Here is a 19,894-nt window from a genome sequence, read left to right as displayed (position 1 = left end):
GAATGAACTTTCGAAAGACTCAATGCTGCACGGCTTTTTGCCCAGCCTGATCGAAGGCGCCGGGGTCACGCTGAGCGTGGCCCTGGCCTCTTTGGCGATGGCGATGATTCTGGGCTTGTTGGGCGCCCTGGCCAAATTGTCCAAATGGCGTTTCGCCCGAGGACTGGCCCATCTCTACACCACCTTGATCCGCGGCGTGCCCGATCTGGTGCTGATGCTGCTGATCTTCTACGGCGGCCAGGTGGCGGTGAACAGCATCGCCCTCTCGCTTGGCCACGAGGAATACATCGACATCAACCCCTATGTGGCGGGTGTGCTGACCATCGGTTTCATCTTCGGTGCCTATCTGACCGAGGCCTTCCGCGGTGCTTTTCTGGCGGTGCCGCCGGGGCAGCGCGAGGCCGGCCTGGCTTATGGCATGTCGGCCTGGCAGATTGCCCGCCGCATCACCTTTCCGCAGATGTTCCGCCATGCCTTGCCGGGTTTGTCTAACAACTGGCTGGTGCTGATCAAGAGCACGGCCATCGTCTCGGTGATCGGCCTGCACGATTTGATGACACGCGGCCAGCAAGCAGCCGGATCCACTCGTGAGCCCTTTGTGTTCTATCTGGCCGTGGCCCTGATCTATCTGGCCTTCACCAGCGTTTCAGAACTGCTGTTTGACTGGCTGCAAAAGCGCTTCTCCACCGGCGTGCGGAGGGGTTCGCTGTGATTGCCTACGACACCATTCTTGAGAATCTGCCGCTCTATCTGAGCGGCGCCTGGACCACGTTTCAGCTCTTGCTGATCTCGCTCGTCCTGGGCCTCACCCTGGCCATCCCGCTGGCCGTGCTGCGCAGCCTCACGGGCAGCTGGATCTCGCGCCTGATCTGGCTCTACACCTATGTGTTCCGCGGCACGCCCATGCTGGTCCAGCTCTTCCTGATCTATTACGGCCTGGCCCAGTTTGAAGCGGTGCGCAACAGCGTCTTGTGGCCTTACTTCAGCTCGGCCTGGTTCTGCGCCTGCCTGAGTTTTGTGCTCAACACGGCGGCCTACACCACCGAGATCATTGCGGGCAGCATCCGTGCCCTGCCGGCCGGCGAGATCGAGGCCGCCAAGGCCTTGGGCATGAGCCGCTGGGTGATGTTCCGCCGCATCGTGCTGCCCTCGGCCCTGCGCCGCTCCCTGCCCGCTTACAGCAATGAAGCCATCTTCATGCTGCATGGCACGGCCCTGGCCAGCATCGTGACCATTCTGGACATCACCGGCGCGGCACGCCGCGTCAACGCCACCCACTACATCCCGTTTGAAGCCTTCATCACCGCGGCCGTCTTCTACTTCCTGATGACCCTGACCTTGGTGGCCTTGTTCCACAAGGCCGAGGCCAAATGGCTGAAGCCGCTGATGCCGAGATAAGCCTCGCTAGGCCGAGATAAACCGCAAAAGCTCCCATGCAGATTCAAAAACACGCCCTGATCTCGCCCGCTCCGGGCACCCAACGCGAGCTGATCTCCCTGCACTACGGCCAGCCCGCCGGTGCTGGAACGCAGAAAGCCTATATCCAGGCGTCCCTGCATGCCGATGAGTTGCCGGGCATGTTGGTCGCCCACCATCTGCGCCAGCAGCTGAACGCGCTGCAGGCCGCCGGCCAGATCACGGGCGAGATCATTCTGGTGCCCATGGCCAACCCGATCGGCCTGTCCCAGCATCTGCTGTACATGCATATGGGCCGCTTCGAAACCATGACAGGCGAGAACTTCAACCGCCACTATCCCGAGCAGACCGAGGCGGCGGCCCTGGCCGCCGAGGCGCAGCTGACGCAGGACCCCGCCCACAATGTGCGGGTGCTGCGACGCGAGCTGAAGAAAGCGGTGGATGAGTCCCAGGTGGACACCGAGCTGCAGTCGCTGCGCCGCAAGCTCATGTCGCTGAGCTGCGATGCCGACATCGTGCTGGACCTGCATTGCGATGCCCAGGCCGTCATGCATATGTATACCGAGATCCCCTGCTGGCCGGAGTGCGAGGTGCTGGGCCGTTTCATCGGCTCGCGTGTGGCTTTGCTGGCCCAGGAATCGGGCGACAGCCCCTTTGATGAGGCCTGCTCCCAGGTCTGGTGGAAATGGAAAGACCGTTTCGGCGATCGCTTCCCCATTCCGCAAGCCTGCATGTCGGTGACGGTGGAGTTGCGCGGCGCCGCCGATGTCGAGCATGAGCTGGCGCGCCAGGATGCGCAGAACATTGTTGACTTCCTGCGCTACCGCGGCCTGATTGCCGGCCCCAAACCCGCCCTGCCCGACGCGATCGGCGATGGCCGCCCCTTGGCCGGCAGCATGCCCATCAAATCGACGACGACCGGTGTGCTGACCTTTGTCCGCCAGGTCGGCGAACAAGTGGCTGCCGGTGATGTGCTGGCCCATGTGATCGACCCCATCACGGCCGAAGTGACCGAGCTGAAGAGCCCGGTGGACGGACTCTTCTTTGCGCGCGACTTCCTGCGCTTTGCCACGGCCGGCATGCGCGTGGCCAAGGTCGCAGGCAAGGAAGCAATCCGCACCGGCAAGCTGCTAGGTGCTTGAGAGAAAAACAAAATGACAGTCAGTTTGAAAGTCGAAGGTCTGCACAAGCGCTATGGCGAGCGCGAGGTGCTCAAGGGCGTGTCCCTGTCTGCAAACCGTGGCGATGTGATCACCCTGATCGGCTCCAGCGGCTCGGGCAAGAGCACTTTTCTGCGCTGCCTGAATCTGCTGGAACAACCCTATGAAGGCAAGCTCTCGCTCAAGGGCGAGGAGCTCAAGCTGGTGCGCGACCGCGACGGCAGCTTGAAGGCCGCCGACGCCAAGCAGTTGCAGCTCTGGCGCGCGCGCCTGGCCATGGTGTTCCAGAACTTCAATCTCTGGGGCCATCGCACGGTGCTGGAAAACGTCATCGAGGCGCCCATCTATGTGCTGGGCGTGCCCCGCGCCGAGGCGATCGAGAAGGCCGAGGCCTTGCTGGCCCGGGTCGGCGTGGGCCATCGCAAAGACGTCTACCCCGCCCAACTCTCGGGCGGCGAGCAGCAGCGCGTGGCGATTGCCCGTGCCCTGGCCGTCGAGCCCGAGGTGATGCTGTTTGACGAGCCCACCTCGGCCCTGGACCCCGAGCTGGTGGGCGAGGTGCTCAAGGTCATGCGTGACCTGGCCGCCGAAGGCCGCACCATGATTGTGGTGACCCACGAAATGGGCTTTGCCCGCGAGGTCTCCAACTACACCCTGTTCCTGCACCAGGGCAAGGTCGTGGAGGAAGGCAATCCGCGCGAGGTCTTGCTCAAGCCGCAGAGCCAGCGCTTGCAGCAGTTCTTGAGTGGTGGTTTGAAGTAGGCGAGAACCCTCCCTGAGTCGGGCTGGGTTTGCCCGTACTGACTCAGGTTTGGCTTCCGGCCCAAAATCCCGGCACACAAGGTCTGTGGCTTGGACATTCAGTCCAGGCATTCCTCGCCGCAAGTCTGGATACATGGGCTCAGGCGATTTCTCGACACGTTCAGGGAACCTTAGCCATGAAGAAATCTCTTTCACTCCGCAGCCTCGGTCTGACGGCCACGCTGATCGGTGTCGGCGCGCTTAGCGCCTGCAGCAGCCCGGCGAATCTCAAGAGCGCTGCCGACGACGATGTGCAGCGCACCTATGTGACCGGCTCGCGCATCCCTTACAAGGGCGCTCAACCCATTGCCAAGGCTGACAAGGAATTTGCCAAGGACGCGCTGCGGGAGCAGAACGCGATCATGTCCGGCAGCATCAAGTAAGCCCCGGTTTGAGCGGAGCTTGGCCCAAGCTCCGCTTCGGTGTCAGCTCTGCAGCACGGACAAGACGTCCGAACGGAACTCACGCTGGTAAAGCACAAAAAGCACACCCAGCGTGCCCGCCATAAACGCCCAGGGCGAGAAGAACCAGCAAATGGCGGCGAAAGCCAGGTAGTAGGCACGCAGCCCGTCATTGAAGGTTTCTGCGGCCATGCCCATCACCCGACCGGCGCGGTCGGCAAAGGCTTCGCGCGACAGGCCTTGCTCAACAAAGGCCTCGGCCGAAGGGGCCGCCGCCACCAGCAAGGCGCCAAAAGTGTATTGGCGCATGCTCCAGGTGAAGCGGAAAAAGGCATAGACAAAGATGCCGATCAGCAAGACCAGTTTCAGATCAAACACCAGGGCACTGGTGCGGGCGGTGAAGGGCAACTCCTGCACCAACTCCGTCGCCTTCTCGCTGGCACCCAGGCTGGCCAGCAAGCCGCCGATGATCAGAATCGTGGTGGAAGCGAAGAACGAGGGGCTGGTGGACAGGTTTTGCACCACCACCCCGTCGATCACCCGAACATCGCGGTAAGTCGTCTGCAGCATCCAGCGGCGTCGCTCGCGGTTGGTGGCCGCCAAGAGCGTGCCGTCGAACTGTGACTGCCGCTTGGCAAAAGCGGCATAGCCCAGCCAGCCAACAAAGAACAGCAGCAGCGCCAGCCAATCGGTGGCGGGCAGGAAGTTGAGGACGGCTAGAAGATTCTTCATGCCCGAACTGTAAAACCTCCCGGGCCCCGCCCGAGTGAACTGACGCCGCTCAAGGCCTCAAAGCATCAGGCCGCCCAGCGAGCCGCCACCGCTGCCACGCGCTGTCCGAAGGCCTTGGCCGTGGCCAAGTCACCCGCCACCATTTCATCCACCGAAGCGTCCGAAGGCGTGGCGGTCAACAAGCCAATGCTGGCGCCCAGATTGTTCAGATCGTCGCGGGTCGCTGCCTTGCGATTGGCCGGCATCTGACCCAGGCCGGTCCACACCATGCCGTGCTGCTGGGACAGGGTGAACAGATATTGCAGGGTGGAGAACTTGTCGCCGTTGAGCGAGGCGGAGTTGCTGAAGCCGGCCGCGATCTTGTCCTTCCAGCCCTGCGAGAACCAGATCTTGCTGGAAGCATCGGCGAACTTCTTGAACTGCCAAGACGGGCCGCCCATATAGGTGGGCGTGCCAAAGATGATGGCGTCGGCCGCGGCCAAGTGCGCCCAATCGGCCTCGCTCAGATGGCCCTCGGCGTCGATGGCCAACAAGGCCCCGCCGCTGCCCTCGGCGACGGCCTCGGCCACCTTTTGGGTATGGCCGTAGCCGCTATGAAAAACAATCGCAATCTTGCTCATGGGAAGAACCTCTCACACATCTGTCTAAAAATCCGTTCAAGGCCGCGAAACCCAGCTCTTGAACACAAAAACCTCGACGCTCAGGGCGCCAGATCAAACACCAAGACCTCGGCGTCGGCCCCGGCACTCAGCTCGATCGCCGTCTCTTCACGCAGAGCCAGGGCATCGCCGCCACTCAGGCGCTGGCCGTTGACCGTCAAGCCGCCGCGGATCAGATGCACATAGGCCAGGCGGCCGGGTGCCAGGTTCAGCTGTGCCTGCTCAGAGCCATCGAAGAGGCCGGCATAAAGCTTGGCATCGGCATGAATCAGCACCGAGTCCTGCGCCCCGTCCTTGGAGGCCACCAGGCGCAGCTGACCCCGCTTTTGCTCAAGCCCGAAGCTGCGCTGCTCGTAGCTGGGCGAGATGCCGCGCTCATCGGGCTGGATCCAGATTTGCAGAAAATGCGTCTCGCGGTCCTGCGCATGGTTGAACTCGCTATGCATCACGCCCTTGCCCGCGCTCATGCGCTGCACATCGCCGGGCAAGATCACGCCAGCGGCCTTGCCGCTCTGGCCGCTCTGGCCGGGCTGACCATTGCCCATGCTGTCCTTGTGAGCCAGCTCGCCGCTCAGCACATAACTGATGATTTCCATGTCCTTGTGACCATGGGTGCCGAAGCCGGTGCCAGGGGCGATGCGATCCTCATTGATCACCCGCAGGGCGCCAAAGCCCATGCGCTTGGGATCAAAGTAATCCGCAAAGGAAAAGCTGTGGAAGGACTTCAACCAGCCGTGATCGGCATAACCGCGCTCACAAGACTTGATCAGTTCAAACATGATGTTTCTCTCCTTGAATGTCTTCACTGTAGAAGTCCAGGCCCGGGCTGTGGGAGAGGCGGCTTGAAGCCAGCATTCAAATAAGATGAAGGGCTCAAGAATTCGCATGCCCGCCCCCTCCCCTCATGCAAACCACCCCCAAAAGCCGCGCACTCACCCCCGAGGCCCTGGCCATGATGGACGCCATCGCCCGCAGTGGCAGCTTTGCCGCCGCCGCCCGCGAGATGGGCAAGGTGCCCTCGGCCCTCACCTACAACGTGCGCCAGCTGGAAGAGGCCCTGGACGTCTTGCTCTTCGATCGCAGCTCACGCCAGGCCGTGTTGACCGCTGCGGGCCAGGAGTTGCTCATCGAAGGCCGGCGCCTGCTCAGCGAGATGGACGGCGTGGCCAATCGGGTGCGCCGCATCGCCACCGGCTGGGAGAGCGAGCTGACCATCGCGATCGATGACGCCATCGCCCGCCGCGCCCTCTTCGATCTGATGGAGGCCTTCTACCAACTGCCCGGTGATGACGGCAAAAGCGGCGAACGCCAGGGCCCACCCACGCGCCTGAAGCTGCGCACCGAGGTCTTGTCGGGCACCTGGGAGGCGCTGATTTCCGGCCAGGCCGATCTGGCCATTGGCACCTCGGCCCAACCGCCCGACGGCAGCGTGCACTGCGCCCTGCTGGGCCAGATGGAAATGCTGTTCTGCGTGGCGCCCCACCACCCGCTGGCGCGCCTGGAGCAGCCGCTGGAGGCCAGCACCATTGCCGGCCACCGCATCATCACCGTGGCCGACACGGCGCGCAGCCTCGCCCCTGTCACCATCGGCGTGATGCCGGGTCAGGATGTGTTGACCATGCCCTCCATGGCCGCCAAGCTGGAGGCCTTGCTGCGCGGCATGGGCTGCGGCAACTTGCCGGCTTCCATGGTGCGCCGGCATCTGGAGGCAGGCCGCCTGGTGCATCTGAGCACCGACCGCGGCCGCCGCATCGTGCCCCTGCACTATGCCTGGCGCAATAACAGCGCCAGCGGCGGCCAGCCGCCCGGCAAGGCGCTGAGCTGGTGGTTGCAGCAGCTGGCCAGCCCCACCACCCAGCATGCCTTGCTGGAACAACATGAGGGGCTGATTCTCTGATGCGCCCCGGCTATATCGGCCGCTTTGCCCCCTCCCCCACCGGCCCCTTGCATGCCGGCTCCTTGGTCGCCGCCCTGGCCAGTTGGCTGGATGCGCGCGCCCAGGGCGGGCGCTGGCTGGTCCGCATCGAGGATGTGGACCAGCCGCGCTGCCCCAAGGGGGCGGACGCGCTGGTGCTGGCCCAGCTAGAGCGTTGCGGCCTTGTGCCCGATGAAGCACCCGTCTGGCAATCGCAGCGTGGGGCGCTCTATGCCCAGGCTCTGGCACAGCTACAAGCCAGCGGCTGGGCCTATGCCTGCGCCTGCTCGCGTGCCGATATTCAGCAGGCCCTGGCGGCGCAACACGCCCTGCCCGGCCGACACGCCGAGCTGGTCTACCCCGGCACCTGCCGCAACGGCTTGGGCGGCAAGCCCGGCCGCGCCTGGCGCCTGCTCAGCACGGCCGACCGCGAGGCCAGGCAAGACCTGACCCTGGCCTGGACAGACCGCCGCCTGGGGCCACAAACACAGAACCTCAGCCGCGCCGTCGGTGACTTCGTGCTCAAGCGCGCCGATGGGCTTTGGGCTTACCAACTCGCGGTCGTGGTGGACGATGCCGCACAAGGCATCAGCGATGTGGTGCGCGGCCAAGACCTCGCCGACAACACCCCCCGCCAGCTGCGCCTGCAAGAACTCCTGGGCCTGCCGCGCCCGCGCTATCTGCACACGCCCCTGGTGCTGGGTGAGAACGGCGAAAAGCTATCCAAGCAAAATGGTGCGGCGGCGCTGAATCTGGACGACCCGGCCGCCGCCTTGCGCGCCGCCGCCCTGCACCTGGGCCTGCAATTGACGGGCTCCACCGTGGGCGAAGTTTTGGCCGAAGGCGTCGAGGCTTGGCTAGCCCGGATGTAGCACGAGGGACGCGGGAATTGCGGGGTGCAGGGCGCGGCGGGATGACCCGAGACGGCCGCAGCCAATGCCCATAGGCATTGGCGAGGAGTTGAGGGGCAGCCAGCGAGCCCTGCGCCGCGCAAACCCGCGTAGGCCCCAGTATCTAAATTGGCTCTCGTGCCGAATGCAGAGACCTCAAAAAGCATAGATGTCGTAGGTCAGACAGGGCCGACCTCGTGGAACATCCGGGCTAGGATTTATGATGCCCGCCTCGCCGCACGCGCCAGGCAGCGGCATCGCATTGAAGGAATAAGCATGAACACCAGCCCCAGCGGCCTGCAATTTGAAGACACCGTGGTCGGCGACGGCAAAGAGGCCAAGTCCGGCCATGACGTCAGCGTGCACTACACCGGCTGGCTCTATAAAGACGGTGTCAAGGGCGCCAAATTCGACTCCAGCAAGGACCGCAAGCAGCCCTTCAACTTCGAGCTGGACGGCGGCATGGTCATCCGCGGCTGGGACGAAGGCGTGCAAGGCATGAAGATCGGCGGCTCGCGCACCCTGGTGATCCCGCCCGAGCTGGGCTATGGCGCGCGCGGCGCCGGTGGCGTCATCCCGCCCAATGCCACCTTGATTTTTGAAGTGGAACTGCTGGGCGTGAGCGGCGGCAATGAGCCCATCACCCTGAACCTGACGACGCTGGACAGCGGCCTGCAGCTGGAAGACACCAAGCTGGGCGAAGGCGCCGAGGCCAAGGCCGGCCAGCGCGTCACCGTGCACTACACCGGCTGGCTCTACAAGGACGGCGCACGCGGCAAGAAGTTCGACTCCAGCAAGGACCGTGGCGACCCCTTCCGCTTCGGCCTGGGCGAAGGCGAAGTGATCCAGGGCTGGGACCTGGGCGTGCAAGGCATGAAGGTCGGCGGCACCCGCATGCTGGTCATCCCGGCCGAGCTGGGCTATGGCGCCCGCGGCGCGGGCGGCGTGATCCCGCCCAATGCCACGCTTTTGTTTGAGGTGGATCTGCTGGCCGTTTAAGCCTCAGCTTGAGCGATAAATGGCTCCTTTTGGAGCCATTTTTTTCGTCTGCTGCGCCTGCACTGACGCTTAGCATGAGCGCATTGCCTGCCGGAGCCGCTCATGAATCTGCTCGACCTCGACCACCTGCTGCGTTACTGGAGCGCCGAGCAATGGCAGACTAATATCCTGATGCTCTTCCATCTGCTGGGCGCCATGATCCTGGGCCTGGTGCTGGGCTATGAGCGGGCCTACCACGGCCGCGCCGCCGGCATGCGCACCTATGCCCTGGTCTGCATGGCCTCCACCGGCGTCATCATCTTGCTGGCCTACCCCCACCAGTGGTACGGCGGCATCAATCCTGGCAATCTGCCCCTGGCCGTCTCCGACCCCACACGGGTGATCCAGGGCGTGGTCACCGGCATCGGCTTTTTGTGCGCCGGCGTGATCATGAAGGAGGGCATGAATATCAGCGGCCTGACCACCGCCGCCTCACTCTGGGCCGCCTCCTCCATCGGCATCCTCTTGGGCATGGGCTTTTACTTCGCCGCCATCATGCTGACCCTGTTGTGCGCCAGCCTGATGATGTGGGGCGCCAAGCTAGAGGCCCACCTGCCCTCTCACCCCGCCATCGCCGTGATGCTGCGCGGCCAGCCGCAGCGGCACTTCAGGCAGGCCGAGTTGGCCAAGTTCACCCACGACCTGGGCTTTCGCTTCGCCCCGGGTTCGCTGAGCATTCAACTGCAGGACGGCTGCGAGGAATGGCGTTTTGTCTGCACCGCCCGCCGCAATTTCGGCGGCGAGACTCTGACCCGCTTCGCCAGCCGGGTGACCGAAATCCCCGGCGTTGCCGAGTACCGGGTCACCCATGCGCGGAACTGAAGCTGGCGGCACTCTTTAGTCTTTTGCCAAGCTCACTTCCATGGCTTGAGCGATCACAGCCATATCGTGCGCACTGATTTCAAGCAGACCCAGTCGCAGCGGATAGCCCCAATTCTTTTTACCAGCGCTTAACTCCAATGCCTGCAAAAGCGGTGTGATGGGGGTCTCGCGCGTCGAACACCAAGCCACGTCCCGACGGAAGGGGGTGAATCCCCCTCCCATATCGAAAACATAGGGCGGACGCGCCAAGACCACGCCCAAGGCCGTGAAGGCCTTGAGACCATCGCTGCCCCCCATGCGCAGGCTGGGCGAGTAATAGACCACGCGATCCCCAGGCCGCAGGCGCCGCAAGGGGGCTGCCTTGCCGTGGCAGACCTGCATAAAGCCCTCTGAACGACCTCGCCGCACATGCTCGGCGCAGGCCACGGCCAACCAATGTCTGGTGGCCGTCACCTTGCTGCCTATGCTCGCTGCATTCAGATCGGCCTCGCCGGGTTCAAAGCCCGGCAGGCATTCATTGCCCATCCACGTGGGCTCTGGCTGAGCCGCCCGGCTGTTCAATAGAGTCATGGCTCGCTCCCTCCTTGTGACCAAGACAATCCCCGAGTACGGAGGACTCGCGCTCAATCGCCCTGCGGCGTGAAGACCCGCAGGCGATGGCCGTCCGGGTCACTCGCGGTGAAGGTGAAGCCAAAGTCCATCTGCGTGGGCGCTTGCAGCATGGGAATTCCCAGGCCCAACCAGGCCTGATGCGCGGCCTGCACCGCCGCCACATCGGGGACGGCAAAAGCCAGCTCGCCACTGGCATGCTGAGGCAGGCCTTCGACGGCGGGTTCGACACCGCCGCGCGCCCACAGGCCCAGCTTGAGGCCGGAGTCCAAGACAAACAAGGCGAAGCCGGGTGAGGCCTCGACTGGCTCGCGTCCCAGGATGCGGGCGTAGAAAGCAGCGCTCTCGCTGGGGCTAGCCACGTAAAAGAGCATGAAATTGGGCTGCAGTGCTGTCTTCATGGTGTGAAGTCCTTTCGTTTGGAGAAGGCCTTCAGCGTAAACAGGGGCAGTGTCAATTTCTGGCAGCAGCGATCTTCTCTTGCGCCTTCCATTCTTTCAGCAAAGCCTGGCGTGGCCGCGGGTAGCGCTGGCCGGTATCGAGCAAGCCCTGGATGTGATCGACGCGGAAGTTGCGCACTGCCTGGCGCTGCTCGCACCAGGCCACCACCAACTCCACCTGGTCAAAATAACCCAGGGCAAAGGGCCAGATGCGGCGCTGGCTGAGCTGGCCCTTGAGGTCGAGGTAAGTGAGCTGAAGGATCTGCTCATCGCGTATGGCCGCCCGCAGGCGGGCCAGCCATGGGCTTTCCGCCACCTCCTTGGCCGGCCCAACCAGCAGGGCATGGCTTTCCAGCTGATGCCTGGCTTCGGCGGGCAGCACGGCGGAGATCTTGTCCAGCGCGCGGCCTGCGGCCTCGGCCAGGCGGGCGTCCTTGCCGCGCTTGATCACCCAGCGCGAACCCAAAACCAAGGCCTCCAGCTCCTCCGCCGTGAACATCAGCGGCGGCAGCACAAAGCCGGGCTTGAGCACATAGCCCAGGCCGGCCTCGCCCTCGATGGCTGCGCCTTGCGCTTGCAGACTGGCGATGTCGCGGTACAGCGTGCGCAGGCTGATGCCCAGCTGCTGGGCCAGCGCCGCACCGGCCACCGGCTGGCGGTGGCGCCGCAGCACTTGCAGAAGCTCCAGCAGGCGGGCAGCGCGGGACATCGTTAGGAATTAGTCGTAAACCGACTTCTCGGCCCGACGCGCCAACACCGCAATGGGCGGCGCCCAGCGCTCACCACGCGCCTTCTTGCTGGTGACCAAGGTGATCTCGGAAGGCTCAAACACCTCGACGTTATGGGTGATGGGCGTGGTCAGCAAATACTGGGCGCGGGTGGAGCGCAGGAAATGGCCCACCAGCTGAATATTGCGCACGTCCAAATGGGCAAAAGGCTCGTCGATGAAGACGAAGCCGCCGGCGCTGTCGTCGTCCTTCATCAAGCCCACCAAGAGGATCAGGCTCTTCAAGACCTGCTGGCCGCCCGAGGCCTCGCCGTCGTTCAGGCCCACCTCGCCCTTGCCGTCGAAGTTGAACTTGACCTGCAGGCCCGCCTGGGCCAAGACCATATCGTCGTTGTCCAGATGGGGCAGCTCGGCCACGGCGATCACCCCGGCCAGCTCGCCCAGCTCCTGCACATTCTTTTTGTAGCGGCGCACGGTGGCACGCAGCACGTCGATGTAACGCTCGCGGGCATTGAATGCTGCTATGCGGGCCATCTCATTGCTGGCGCGGCGGTCTTCCAGCTGGGCGCTTTGCTCCAGCACGGCCACGCTCATGCGGGCATGGCGATCCTGCACTTGCGGGTCGGTTTCCCATACGCCGTTGTCCAGCTCGGCCTGCACATGACGGCTGGCGATCTCGGCCTGTTTGGCGTTTTCAAACTCATCGCGCAAGGCTTGCAGCGTGCTGGCTAACACCCAATTCGCCGGGAAGGCGGCACGCGCCTCACGGGATGCTTTTGCAGCCTGCACCAGATCGGCATAACGGCTGCCATGCTCGCGCTGGGTGCGCGAGACATTGTCTTCGCTGGCCTTGAGTGAGGCTTGGGCCGCCTCGTAATCGCGCTCGCTGCGGGTGTGCTGGGTGAGCGCACGGTCATGCTCGCCTTCCAGCGCTGTCATGCGACTGGAGGCCTCGATACGCGCTTGCTTGAGCGCGGGCAGGCGCTGGCGGCAGGCGGCGAATTCGTCCGCCCTCTCCCCCAGCTCTTGCGCGGCCTTATGGCCTTGGGCGGCACGTTGTGCGTCCTTGAGCTGGCGCTCGACCTCGGCCTGCTCCTTGGCCAAGCGGGTCAGCTCGCCGTCGTAACGGGCCAGCTCGCTCTCCAAGGCCTTGCGGCGCGATTCGAGCGCCGACACACCAAATTGGAAGTCACGCGGCTCCACCCACAGGCTGCGGCCGCCGCGAGCATCGCGGTAGTAGGCGTCGGGGGTGATCCACTCGCCCCCCGCCTTGGCCCCGGCCTCGGTGTCCTTGACCCGGCGTATGCCACCCAGCTGGCGTAAGAGCCAAGCGGGCAGCTTGGCATTGATCTTGAGCGCGGCCAGCAAAGAATCCTGCGGCACCTGCGCGGGCGCCTGCTCACCCTCGGCCACCACATAGTGGCGGTAGCGCTCGCGCGAGGCCAGGGCAAAGGCATGGGCTTCGTCCTTGGCATGCTCCAGCACCACCACCCAGCGCGAGGGGCGCAACATGCCTTCGGCGGCAGCGCGCCAGCTCTCATCGGCAATGTCTATGCAATCGGCCAAGACATGGTGATGAATGCCCGCGTCGTCCAGAGCGCGGCGGAAGCGCGTCACCTCGACGGGGGGCGGCGGCAAGCGTTGGCCACTCAAACCCTCCAGCGCGGTCTGAGCCTTTTTGCTCTGGTCATTGGCGCGGGTAAAGCTTTCGCGCAAGGCGTGCTGACGGCCGCTCAGGTCCTCCATGCGCTGGGCCAGCTCCTGGGCATCGGCCTCCACAGCGGCCAGGGCGCGCAGCTCTTCCTCGCGCTTGGCCAGCAGTTCCATGGGCCGCTCGGCCTCGCGGGCGGCGTCGAAGGCGGCGCGGGTCTGCTTGCGCTCTTGCTCGATCTCGGCTAGGCGCTTCTTGGCCTGCTCCGAGCTTTCAAACAGCTTGTGCAGCGCGGCACGGCGCTCGCTCAAGCTGCGCTCGTCGGCCCGCGCAAACAGGCGCTGCCTGTGCAGATCGCGCAGGCCCTGCGCCGTGCGGGCGCGCGACTCGCTCCATTGCAGCACCGGCACCACCTCGGTGGCCAGGCGCTCGCGCTCGCGCAGGCGCAGCTGGTATTGCTGGTAGCTGGTGACGCGGTTGGCCAGGTCGGAGAGCTGAGCCTGGGTGTGCGAGAGCTCGTGCGCGGCCTGCTCCACTTCTTTGAGCAGATGCTGCTGATGGCTGCGGGCCTGGTCGTAACGGTCCAGCACCTCCTGGTCGCCAAACACTTCAAACACGAGGCGCAGCAACTCGCGCGGTGAGAGCTCGCACAGGCGGTCGGTCTGGCCCTGCTCAAGCGCTAGCACGCGGCCAATGGCGCGGGTCAGTCCCGCCGCCTCCAGGCGGCGGCGCCAGGCCTCAATGCCCATCCAGTCCTTCTCGCCACGGGCGGCGATGGCCTCGACCTCGTGCACGCCATCCAGCATCAGATAGCGGCGCTGCCAGTCCCCGCCATGGCGCTCGATGCGGCAGACCAGGGTCACCTGATCGGCATAAAGCAGGGAGCTGGCAAAAGGCCGCGAGCTGTTCTGCCGGCCGCGCGGGCGGTTGTCCACCAAGGCGCGCAGCCAGGCGGTCTCGGCATTGGCGTGGCGGGCATAGGTCTTGTAGGTGCGGCCGCCCGAGCATTCCAGGCCCAGCAAGGTGCGCATCGCGTCCAGCAAGGTGGTCTTGCCCGAGCCATTGGGGCCGGCGATGGTGATGATGGCGCCGTCCAGCGGCATGGTGACGCGCTGGCAGTAGTCCCAATGCAGCAGTTCTAGAGATTGAAGATGGAACATGGCTCAGATGGGGCTGTCGTCTTGTTGTTGCTTTTGGATGGCGGGGGCCAGGCTGGGCAGCGGCTCTTCTTCTTCCTCCTCGGGCGGCAGCAGCTCGGGCTGGCGCATCTTGGCGATCAGGGGCGCAGCCTGCGGGTCGCTGCTGCGCTCCAGCACATCGCCCAGGGCACCGTCCAAGATGCGTGGGGCCAGGGTGTCGTAGTCCAGCAGCAGGTCCAGCAAAGGGCCTTCGGCAATGTCTTCACCACGCCGGGTGATGAAGCCGTTGCGCTCCAAGAGCTTGAGGTTGGAGTCCAGACGCATCTTCTTGCCCAGCTGATTGCCAAAGTCGGCCAAGAGGCTGCGGTAAGAGATGGTGGGGCTGACGCTGCTGGCCAGGGGCACGGGTTTGTCGGTGGCGAAGAACTCACCCTGGCCTTCTTCCTTGGCCTCGGCCCGCGCCACCTGGCGCTGGCGCTTGGGTAAAACGATCAGGGACCACAGCACCACCAGCAAGGCCACGCCGTCGCGCGGCAGGTCCAGATTGTTATTGGCGGCCAGGCCGGTCTCGCCAAACACGGCGGCCTCAGCCGGGCGCAACATGGCCAGGCTGATGTGGTCGGCGTAGAGGTTGTCGATGACCCGCAGGCCCACGGCCGAGAGGCGCTCGCCCAAGGCCGTCCAGACATCGGTATCGATCAGGGCGCGGCGCACCAGGGGGTGGTTGCGGGGCAGCCAGCGGCGCGCCAACAATTGCGCCGCCAGTGCGGCGGCATCGTCCAGAGCAGCGCTCATTCTTTGACTTCCTTAGCTTCGACTTCTTTGGGCTTGGGCGTTCTTGTTTTCTTGACTCGTTCGGGCTTGGGTGCTTCGTCGGGCTCCGACATCCTCACCTCGGCTGAGAAGGGATCGCCCTCAGGCTCCCTGGGCGGCGCATCGGTGCTGCGCAAAACGCCCTTGCTCATCCAGGCGATGTGTTCATCATCGACCTCGCCCTGCTCGGCCGACCACTGCACCCGCCAGGGCTGGCGGGCCATATCGCCGGTGGCCCCGCTCAAATGTTGAGCTTGGGCGTCGCCCAGCAGAGGCAGCAGCTGGGCGCGGTAAGAGGCGCGGGCATAGCTGCCGCCCAACACGGCGGGTGCCAGGTCTTGCTCGATCTCGCCGGCCTCGGTCCAGCGGGCCAGCAAGGCCTGCATCAGCCCCATCTCGGGCGGCAAGCTCATGACGGCCAGCTCGCCCGGTGCGGCGGCCTTGGCGGAAGGCAGGGCCTCGGCTTCCTTGGGCGCCGGACGGTCACGCTCGAACTCGGCCTCGGTGGTGTCCAGCAACTCATGCTGGGCCACAAAAATCGGATGAATGGGTCGGGACAAAGCGCCCAGGCTGAGGTTCTCCAAGAACGGCACGTTCTGCAGCCAGCGCCGCACATCGGTGGTGGTGATGCCTGTCGAGCCCAGGGTGACGCGCTGGCGATCGGCCTGCTGCAGGGCGCGGTTGAACTGGCTGGCCATGGCCAGCAAACGAGCCTGGGCCAGGCCAAGCTCGCGGGCCAGGCGCTCCAGCTTGGCATTGCCCTGCTCCTGGGCCTGCACCATGATGGCCGACAGGGCCTCGCTGGCTTTTTCCACCAGGCTCAGGGCGCGGCCAAAACGCTGGCGGGCACGGCGCAAGTGAAACTCCGAGCCGCTGGCGATTGCATCGGCAAACTCGTCGTACAGGCGCGAGAGCTGGGCTTGCAGATGTTGCAGCTGGGCCGGGTCCAGGGTGCCCAGCTGATGGGCGCCGGCCACATTGGCCAGCAAGGCGCTCAGGTCGGCATCCTGCACCGTGCTGGTCACCAGGGGCTGCAAGACGCCCAGCAGCTGTTGGGCCAGGGGCGTGACGCCGTATTGCTGGTTGGAGCCGTCCCAGGCCAGCAGCTCGGCCTCGCGCAGGCGCTTGAGCACCAGTTCCAGGGCCTCGTCGCGCAGGATGTGGAAATGCTGGTTCAGGGTCTCGCGGCTGATGCGCGAGGCCGGCATGGCCATCACTTCCATAAAGATCCAGACCCGCAGGCGCACCAGGGCCGCCGGCCCGTGGCACAGAGCCCGCATGGCGTTCAGCAAGGCCTCGTTGCGCTCCAACTGCCACCACAGCAAGGCCTCGGTGGGGGCGGATCCTTCGCGGAAATAGTCTTCAAAGCGCAGCTCGGACTCCAGCGAGTCTGCACCTAGCTCTTGTTCTGTCATGGGGGCATTATCTCTGCCCGCAGCGTCGCACCTAGAACAAGCCCAAGGCCGCACTTCGGGTGACCGACGCGCCAATCATGTAGGCCAGAAACATCAGGGACAGCACATAGCCCAGGCTGCGGAACTCACCCCGCCCCATGGCCCAGTGCGCGCAAAGCGTGTAGGCCAGCAGCGCGATCAACTTGCCCGCCAGCCAGCCGTCATACAAGGGGTTGTGATGGCGCAGTGCCCACAGGCTCAGACCGGTGACGGTCATCAACAAATCATTGCCAAAAACTAGCACCCGCACCCGGGCATCCATGGGCCAAGCCTGCTGAAACTGGAAAGCCAAGCCGCGCGCCAGAAACAGGCCCAAGCTGAACCAGCCCATCAGGGCGTGGATCTGGCTCATCTGCGAATCGAAGTTGTACTCCATAACGCTTCAGTCCCTCTGTCCTTGTTTGGGCTTGAGCTTGGTCCAGGCCGGGCGGCGCTGTCAAGTCGGTTAAAGGCGCAAGAGCGGCTTGAGCCAGGGCGAGCAGATCAGCAGGAAGAGCAGCACATTGCCCACGACGCTGGCCCAGAACCAGCGCCGGAACGAAGTCTTGCTGGACTTGTGCCGCAGCAGCTGCTGGGCCAGCAAGGCGCCCGGCCAGCCACCGGCCAAGGCCAGCAGATGCAAAGTATTTTCCGAGACCCGCCAGTCGCCGCGCCGGGCGGCCCGCTTGTCGCCCGCATAGACGATGAAGCTGGCCAGGCTCAGGGCCATGTACAGGCCCCAGACGGCAGGTTTCAGATCCCAGGCCAGGTGGCAAATCAAATAGAAAGCAGCAAACAAGGGCACCAGCCAAAGGCTGCGGGCGCTGGCGGCGGCGCGATCGGCGCCAGCTGCGGCGGGCCGAGATTGCGCGACAGGCTTCAAGGGCTTGACATTGATCGCCCGCCATTTGCCTTGCGCGTCCTGCGCCATTTCATAGCTCAGGCTCTGGCCCAGCCTGGGCCGCTCGGCCTGCAGGGCAAAGGCCTTGATGTGCACAAACACGCGGCTACCGCCTTTTTGAGGGCTGATGAAGCCGTAGCCCTTGGTGTCGTCCCACTGACTGAGCTGACCTTGTTCTCTTGCCATCAAAACCTGCTTCTTTGCTCGGGGCGCCCACAACGAAAAAAGCCCGCTTCACTGCGGGCGCCCAAACGAAAAAGGCCCGCTTTGCAGCGGGCCTTTGATGGGCATTGCTTGGCTCAGATCTTAGCAAGCGCCAAGCCTGCCTTTGGCTTTAGCGGCCGAAACCGCTGCGACGCGGCGCGCCACCGGCGGGGCCGGCGCGCTTGGGGCCGCGGGAGTCGAAACCACCCGGGCGACGATCGCCACCGAAGCTGGGCTTGCCAGCGAAGGCCGGCTTGTCGCCGAAGGCAGGACGGTCACCACGGGGGGCAAACGCGGGCTTGTCGCCACGCGGTGCGAAACCACGGTTGTCGCCACCCCGGTCGAAAGAGGGGCGGTCATTGCCGAAGGAAGGACGATCGTTGCCGAAGGCAGGACGGTCATTGCCACGGTCGAAGGACGATGCGCGGTCGAAGGAGGGACGGGCATCCTGACGGAAGTCGCCACGGGGGGCGAAACCTTCGGGACGGCCACCTTCACGAACGAAAGGCTTGCCGCCGTCGCGATGGAAGGAGGGCTTGCCGCCAAACTTATTGCCACCGAACTTGTTGCCGCCACCGAAGCCGGGCTTGGCGCCCCAGCCTGGACGGGCACCACGGTCTTCAAAACCACCGGCGCCAGCGGGCCGAGGCGGGAAGATGCGGGGTTCTTGCGTCTTAGGCTCCAGACCTTCGATCTGAGCCGAAGGAATGGTCTGGGTGGTGAACTGCTGGATGCGGCGGATCATGGACACATCATCACGCGTGGCCAGGGTCACGGCCAGGCCTTCGCGACCGGCGCGGCCGGTACGACCGATGCGGTGCACATAGTCCTCAGCCTTCATGGGCAGGCCGTAGTTGATCACGTGGGTGATGGTGGGCACGTCGATACCGCGAGCGGCCACATCGGTCGCCACCAGCACGCGCACTTCATGGCGACGCAGGGCTTGCAAGACGCGGTTGCGACGGCCTTGCGGCATGCCACCGTGCAGAGGCGCCACGGCGTGGCCCAGCTCTTGCAGGCGCTCGGCCAGCCAGTCAGCGTCACGCTGGGTGCTGGTGAAGACGACGGCTTGGTCCAGATCCTTGTCGGCCAGCAGATGCTCCAACAACTGATCCTTGTGGTTGTTGTTATCAGCCCAGTGCAGACGCTGGGTGATGTTCTCGTGGGTGTCGGTGTGCGAAGCCACGTCGATACGCTGGGGATCGCGCATCAAGTCATTGGCCAGGCGGCCCACATGGCCGGCGAAGGTGGCGCTGAACATCACGGTTTGACGCTCGGCGGGGATGCGATCGGCAACGAACTTGATGTCGTCGATGAAGCCCATGTCCAGCATGCGGTCGGCTTCGTCCAACACCAGAATTTCGACGTTATCCAGCACGCACTTGCCCGATTGCAGGTGGTCCAGCAGACGGCCAGGGGTAGCGATCAGAATGTCCAGCGGGCCGCTCAGTTGGCGGATCTGCAGGGCGTAAGGCATGCCGCCCAGGACGGTGGCGATCTTCAGGCCGGGCACATGGCGGCCGTAGGTCTGAGCGGCCTTGGCCACTTGCATGGCCAACTCACGGGTGGGGCACAGCACCAGCACCTTGGGGCCGTAGTTCTTGCCACGGACACGCTCTTGCTGGGTCGCACGGCCGGCCAGAATCTTGCTCAGCGCGGGCAAGATGAAGGCGGCGGTCTTGCCACTGCCGGTACGGGCGGAAACCATCAAGTCCTTGCCAGCGATGCCGGCAGGGATGGCCAGGGTTTGAACTTCGGTGGCGGTTTCGTAACCGGAATCTTTAACGGCACGCAGGATGGATTCGTGCAGGCCTAGATTTTCAAAAGTCATATCTTCTTTCAACAAAGCTGTGCCCCGCCTGCCGTGCCTCAAAAGAAGCGCAGATGCAGACGAACGCACACGCTTGACCGCGCTAGCAAAGAAAAGCGCGTCAAGCCAGTAAGGTCGCTGGGAGAAAGCTCGCGTCGTGCGCCAGGTCTTGGTAAGTCGGCAAGTGTTTGCCGAGGGTGCCTGGGGCGGCGCCGGGGGAACAGTCAAAGCGACGGCATCGCCGCCGACCGAACCCGAGGGGCGTTCAGCGCATCACCCGAAGTGGGTGGTCAGAGTCACGACGGATGCAGCCCGAATGGATCAGGTACCAAG

The 19,894-nt window shown here is 64.5% G+C and carries 21 protein-coding genes and 1 pseudogene; 10 read left to right on the top strand and 12 right to left on the bottom strand.

Features of this window, described 5'->3' with window-relative positions; translation table 11 throughout:
- The first annotated feature begins 22 nt into the window (after window positions 1–22).
- The 5 genes from DBR47_RS02795 to DBR47_RS02775 all read left to right on the top strand — a co-directional run bounded on the left by DBR47_RS02795 (window position 23) and on the right by DBR47_RS02775 (window position 3,760).
- A complete protein-coding gene (locus DBR47_RS02795; protein WP_124446612.1) occupies window positions 23–712 on the top strand; it encodes an ABC transporter permease in 690 nt (229 codons plus the stop codon).
- A complete protein-coding gene (locus DBR47_RS02790; RefSeq protein ID WP_197046848.1) occupies window positions 712–1,398 on the top strand; it encodes an ABC transporter permease in 687 nt (228 codons plus the stop codon). Before DBR47_RS02795 ends, DBR47_RS02790 begins: the two co-directional genes overlap by 1 nt.
- Before the next feature lie 35 nt (window positions 1,399–1,433).
- Window positions 1,434–2,558, top strand: coding sequence for a succinylglutamate desuccinylase/aspartoacylase family protein (locus tag DBR47_RS02785; protein WP_124446608.1), 1,125 nt, complete (start codon window positions 1,434–1,436; stop codon window positions 2,556–2,558).
- Between the two features lie 12 nt (window positions 2,559–2,570).
- On the top strand, window positions 2,571–3,338 hold the full coding sequence (locus DBR47_RS02780; RefSeq protein WP_124446605.1) for an ABC transporter ATP-binding protein: 768 nt from the start codon (window positions 2,571–2,573) through the stop codon (window positions 3,336–3,338).
- A gap of 176 nt (window positions 3,339–3,514) precedes the next feature.
- Window positions 3,515–3,760 (top strand): hypothetical protein, encoded by a 246-nt coding sequence (locus tag DBR47_RS02775; protein ID WP_124446604.1) that lies wholly within the window; start codon window positions 3,515–3,517, stop codon window positions 3,758–3,760.
- A gap of 42 nt (window positions 3,761–3,802) precedes the next feature.
- On the opposite strand, the gene DBR47_RS02770 is transcribed toward DBR47_RS02775, so the two are convergent.
- From DBR47_RS02770 to DBR47_RS02760, 3 genes are all read right to left on the bottom strand, one after another.
- Window positions 3,803–4,510: a DUF599 domain-containing protein gene (locus DBR47_RS02770; RefSeq protein WP_124446602.1), complete on the bottom strand. Its 708-nt coding sequence runs from the start codon at window positions 4,508–4,510 to the stop codon at window positions 3,803–3,805.
- Between the two features lie 65 nt (window positions 4,511–4,575).
- Entirely contained in the window at window positions 4,576–5,130 is a 555-nt protein-coding gene (locus tag DBR47_RS02765; protein ID WP_124446600.1) for a flavodoxin family protein, read from the bottom strand.
- Window positions 5,131–5,210: 80 nt separating this feature from the next.
- Window positions 5,211–5,948, bottom strand: coding sequence for a pirin family protein (locus DBR47_RS02760; RefSeq protein WP_124446598.1), 738 nt, complete (start codon window positions 5,946–5,948; stop codon window positions 5,211–5,213).
- Window positions 5,949–6,073: 125 nt separating this feature from the next.
- Here DBR47_RS02760 and DBR47_RS02755 point away from each other — a divergent pair, with 125 nt between their 5' ends.
- The 5 genes and pseudogenes from DBR47_RS02755 to DBR47_RS02740 all read left to right on the top strand — a co-directional run bounded on the left by DBR47_RS02755 (window position 6,074) and on the right by DBR47_RS02740 (window position 9,834).
- A complete protein-coding gene (locus DBR47_RS02755; RefSeq protein ID WP_124446596.1) occupies window positions 6,074–7,066 on the top strand; it encodes a LysR family transcriptional regulator in 993 nt (330 codons plus the stop codon).
- Complete coding sequence (gene gluQRS, locus DBR47_RS02750) at window positions 7,066–7,956, top strand: tRNA glutamyl-Q(34) synthetase GluQRS (RefSeq protein ID WP_124446594.1); 891 nt, start codon at window positions 7,066–7,068, stop codon at window positions 7,954–7,956. The genes DBR47_RS02755 and gluQRS overlap by 1 nt, the downstream gene beginning before the upstream one ends.
- A 294-nt stretch (window positions 7,957–8,250) precedes the next feature.
- A pseudogene (locus DBR47_RS24830) lies at window positions 8,251–8,595 on the top strand (FKBP-type peptidyl-prolyl cis-trans isomerase); the annotation flags it as partial.
- A gap of 30 nt (window positions 8,596–8,625) precedes the next feature.
- Window positions 8,626–8,973, top strand: a complete 348-nt coding sequence (locus tag DBR47_RS24825) for an FKBP-type peptidyl-prolyl cis-trans isomerase (protein ID WP_370454859.1) — start codon at window positions 8,626–8,628, stop codon at window positions 8,971–8,973.
- Window positions 8,974–9,075: 102 nt separating this feature from the next.
- Complete coding sequence (locus DBR47_RS02740) at window positions 9,076–9,834, top strand: MgtC/SapB family protein (RefSeq protein WP_124446590.1); 759 nt, start codon at window positions 9,076–9,078, stop codon at window positions 9,832–9,834.
- 15 nt (window positions 9,835–9,849) lie between these two features.
- Here the strand turns inward: DBR47_RS02740 and DBR47_RS02735 are convergent, their stop codons facing one another.
- The 9 genes from DBR47_RS02735 to DBR47_RS02695 all read right to left on the bottom strand — a co-directional run bounded on the left by DBR47_RS02735 (window position 9,850) and on the right by DBR47_RS02695 (window position 19,582).
- Window positions 9,850–10,404, bottom strand: coding sequence for an EVE domain-containing protein (locus tag DBR47_RS02735; RefSeq protein ID WP_305037009.1), 555 nt, complete (start codon window positions 10,402–10,404; stop codon window positions 9,850–9,852).
- 53 nt (window positions 10,405–10,457) lie between these two features.
- On the bottom strand, window positions 10,458–10,844 hold the full coding sequence (locus DBR47_RS02730) for a VOC family protein (protein WP_124446588.1): 387 nt from the start codon (window positions 10,842–10,844) through the stop codon (window positions 10,458–10,460).
- Window positions 10,845–10,896: 52 nt separating this feature from the next.
- Entirely contained in the window at window positions 10,897–11,592 is a 696-nt protein-coding gene (locus DBR47_RS02725; protein WP_124446586.1) for a YafY family protein, read from the bottom strand.
- A gap of 9 nt (window positions 11,593–11,601) precedes the next feature.
- Window positions 11,602–14,421, bottom strand: a complete 2,820-nt coding sequence (locus DBR47_RS02720) for an ATP-binding protein (protein ID WP_124446584.1) — start codon at window positions 14,419–14,421, stop codon at window positions 11,602–11,604.
- Between the two features lie 3 nt (window positions 14,422–14,424).
- Complete coding sequence (locus DBR47_RS02715; protein WP_231512091.1) at window positions 14,425–15,195, bottom strand: hypothetical protein; 771 nt, start codon at window positions 15,193–15,195, stop codon at window positions 14,425–14,427.
- Window positions 15,192–16,628: a hypothetical protein gene (locus tag DBR47_RS02710; RefSeq protein ID WP_231512090.1), complete on the bottom strand. Its 1,437-nt coding sequence runs from the start codon at window positions 16,626–16,628 to the stop codon at window positions 15,192–15,194. The genes DBR47_RS02715 and DBR47_RS02710 overlap by 4 nt, the downstream gene beginning before the upstream one ends.
- 31 nt (window positions 16,629–16,659) lie before the next feature.
- Window positions 16,660–17,043: a SirB2 family protein gene (locus DBR47_RS02705; protein ID WP_124446582.1), complete on the bottom strand. Its 384-nt coding sequence runs from the start codon at window positions 17,041–17,043 to the stop codon at window positions 16,660–16,662.
- A gap of 69 nt (window positions 17,044–17,112) precedes the next feature.
- Entirely contained in the window at window positions 17,113–17,733 is a 621-nt protein-coding gene (locus DBR47_RS02700) for a cold shock and DUF1294 domain-containing protein (RefSeq protein ID WP_124446580.1), read from the bottom strand.
- A 148-nt stretch (window positions 17,734–17,881) separates the two neighbouring features.
- On the bottom strand, window positions 17,882–19,582 hold the full coding sequence (locus tag DBR47_RS02695) for a DEAD/DEAH box helicase (protein ID WP_124446578.1): 1,701 nt from the start codon (window positions 19,580–19,582) through the stop codon (window positions 17,882–17,884).
- Window positions 19,583–19,894 lie beyond the last annotated feature (312 nt).

This window comes from Paucibacter sp. KBW04, from assembly GCF_003852425.1.
In the GTDB taxonomy this organism is placed as follows: domain Bacteria; phylum Pseudomonadota; class Gammaproteobacteria; order Burkholderiales; family Burkholderiaceae_C; genus Paucibacter_A.
The sequence above is the reverse complement of the archived record's forward strand: the minus strand, read 5'-3'. Positions and strand labels throughout refer to the sequence as shown.

Coding starts and splice junctions, on each gene's coding strand:
- DBR47_RS02795 (WP_124446612.1), top strand. CDS start 23: ATGCTGCACGGCTTTTTGCCCAGCCTGATCGAAGGCGCCGGGGTCACG.
- DBR47_RS02785 (WP_124446608.1), top strand. CDS start 1,434: ATGCAGATTCAAAAACACGCCCTGATCTCGCCCGCTCCGGGCACCCAA.
- DBR47_RS02780 (WP_124446605.1), top strand. CDS start 2,571: ATGACAGTCAGTTTGAAAGTCGAAGGTCTGCACAAGCGCTATGGCGAG.
- DBR47_RS02775 (WP_124446604.1), top strand. CDS start 3,515: ATGAAGAAATCTCTTTCACTCCGCAGCCTCGGTCTGACGGCCACGCTG.
- DBR47_RS02770 (WP_124446602.1), bottom strand. CDS start 4,510: ATGAAGAATCTTCTAGCCGTCCTCAACTTCCTGCCCGCCACCGATTGG.
- DBR47_RS02765 (WP_124446600.1), bottom strand. CDS start 5,130: ATGAGCAAGATTGCGATTGTTTTTCATAGCGGCTACGGCCATACCCAA.
- DBR47_RS02760 (WP_124446598.1), bottom strand. CDS start 5,948: ATGTTTGAACTGATCAAGTCTTGTGAGCGCGGTTATGCCGATCACGGC.
- DBR47_RS02755 (WP_124446596.1), top strand. CDS start 6,074: ATGCAAACCACCCCCAAAAGCCGCGCACTCACCCCCGAGGCCCTGGCC.
- gluQRS (WP_124446594.1), top strand. CDS start 7,066: ATGCGCCCCGGCTATATCGGCCGCTTTGCCCCCTCCCCCACCGGCCCC.
- DBR47_RS02740 (WP_124446590.1), top strand. CDS start 9,076: ATGAATCTGCTCGACCTCGACCACCTGCTGCGTTACTGGAGCGCCGAG.
- DBR47_RS02735 (WP_305037009.1), bottom strand. CDS start 10,404: ATGACTCTATTGAACAGCCGGGCGGCTCAGCCAGAGCCCACGTGGATG.
- DBR47_RS02730 (WP_124446588.1), bottom strand. CDS start 10,844: ATGAAGACAGCACTGCAGCCCAATTTCATGCTCTTTTACGTGGCTAGC.
- DBR47_RS02725 (WP_124446586.1), bottom strand. CDS start 11,592: ATGTCCCGCGCTGCCCGCCTGCTGGAGCTTCTGCAAGTGCTGCGGCGC.
- DBR47_RS02720 (WP_124446584.1), bottom strand. CDS start 14,421: ATGTTCCATCTTCAATCTCTAGAACTGCTGCATTGGGACTACTGCCAG.
- DBR47_RS02715 (WP_231512091.1), bottom strand. CDS start 15,195: ATGAGCGCTGCTCTGGACGATGCCGCCGCACTGGCGGCGCAATTGTTG.
- DBR47_RS02710 (WP_231512090.1), bottom strand. CDS start 16,628: ATGACAGAACAAGAGCTAGGTGCAGACTCGCTGGAGTCCGAGCTGCGC.
- DBR47_RS02705 (WP_124446582.1), bottom strand. CDS start 17,043: ATGGAGTACAACTTCGATTCGCAGATGAGCCAGATCCACGCCCTGATG.
- DBR47_RS02700 (WP_124446580.1), bottom strand. CDS start 17,733: ATGGCAAGAGAACAAGGTCAGCTCAGTCAGTGGGACGACACCAAGGGC.
- DBR47_RS02695 (WP_124446578.1), bottom strand. CDS start 19,582: ATGACTTTTGAAAATCTAGGCCTGCACGAATCCATCCTGCGTGCCGTT.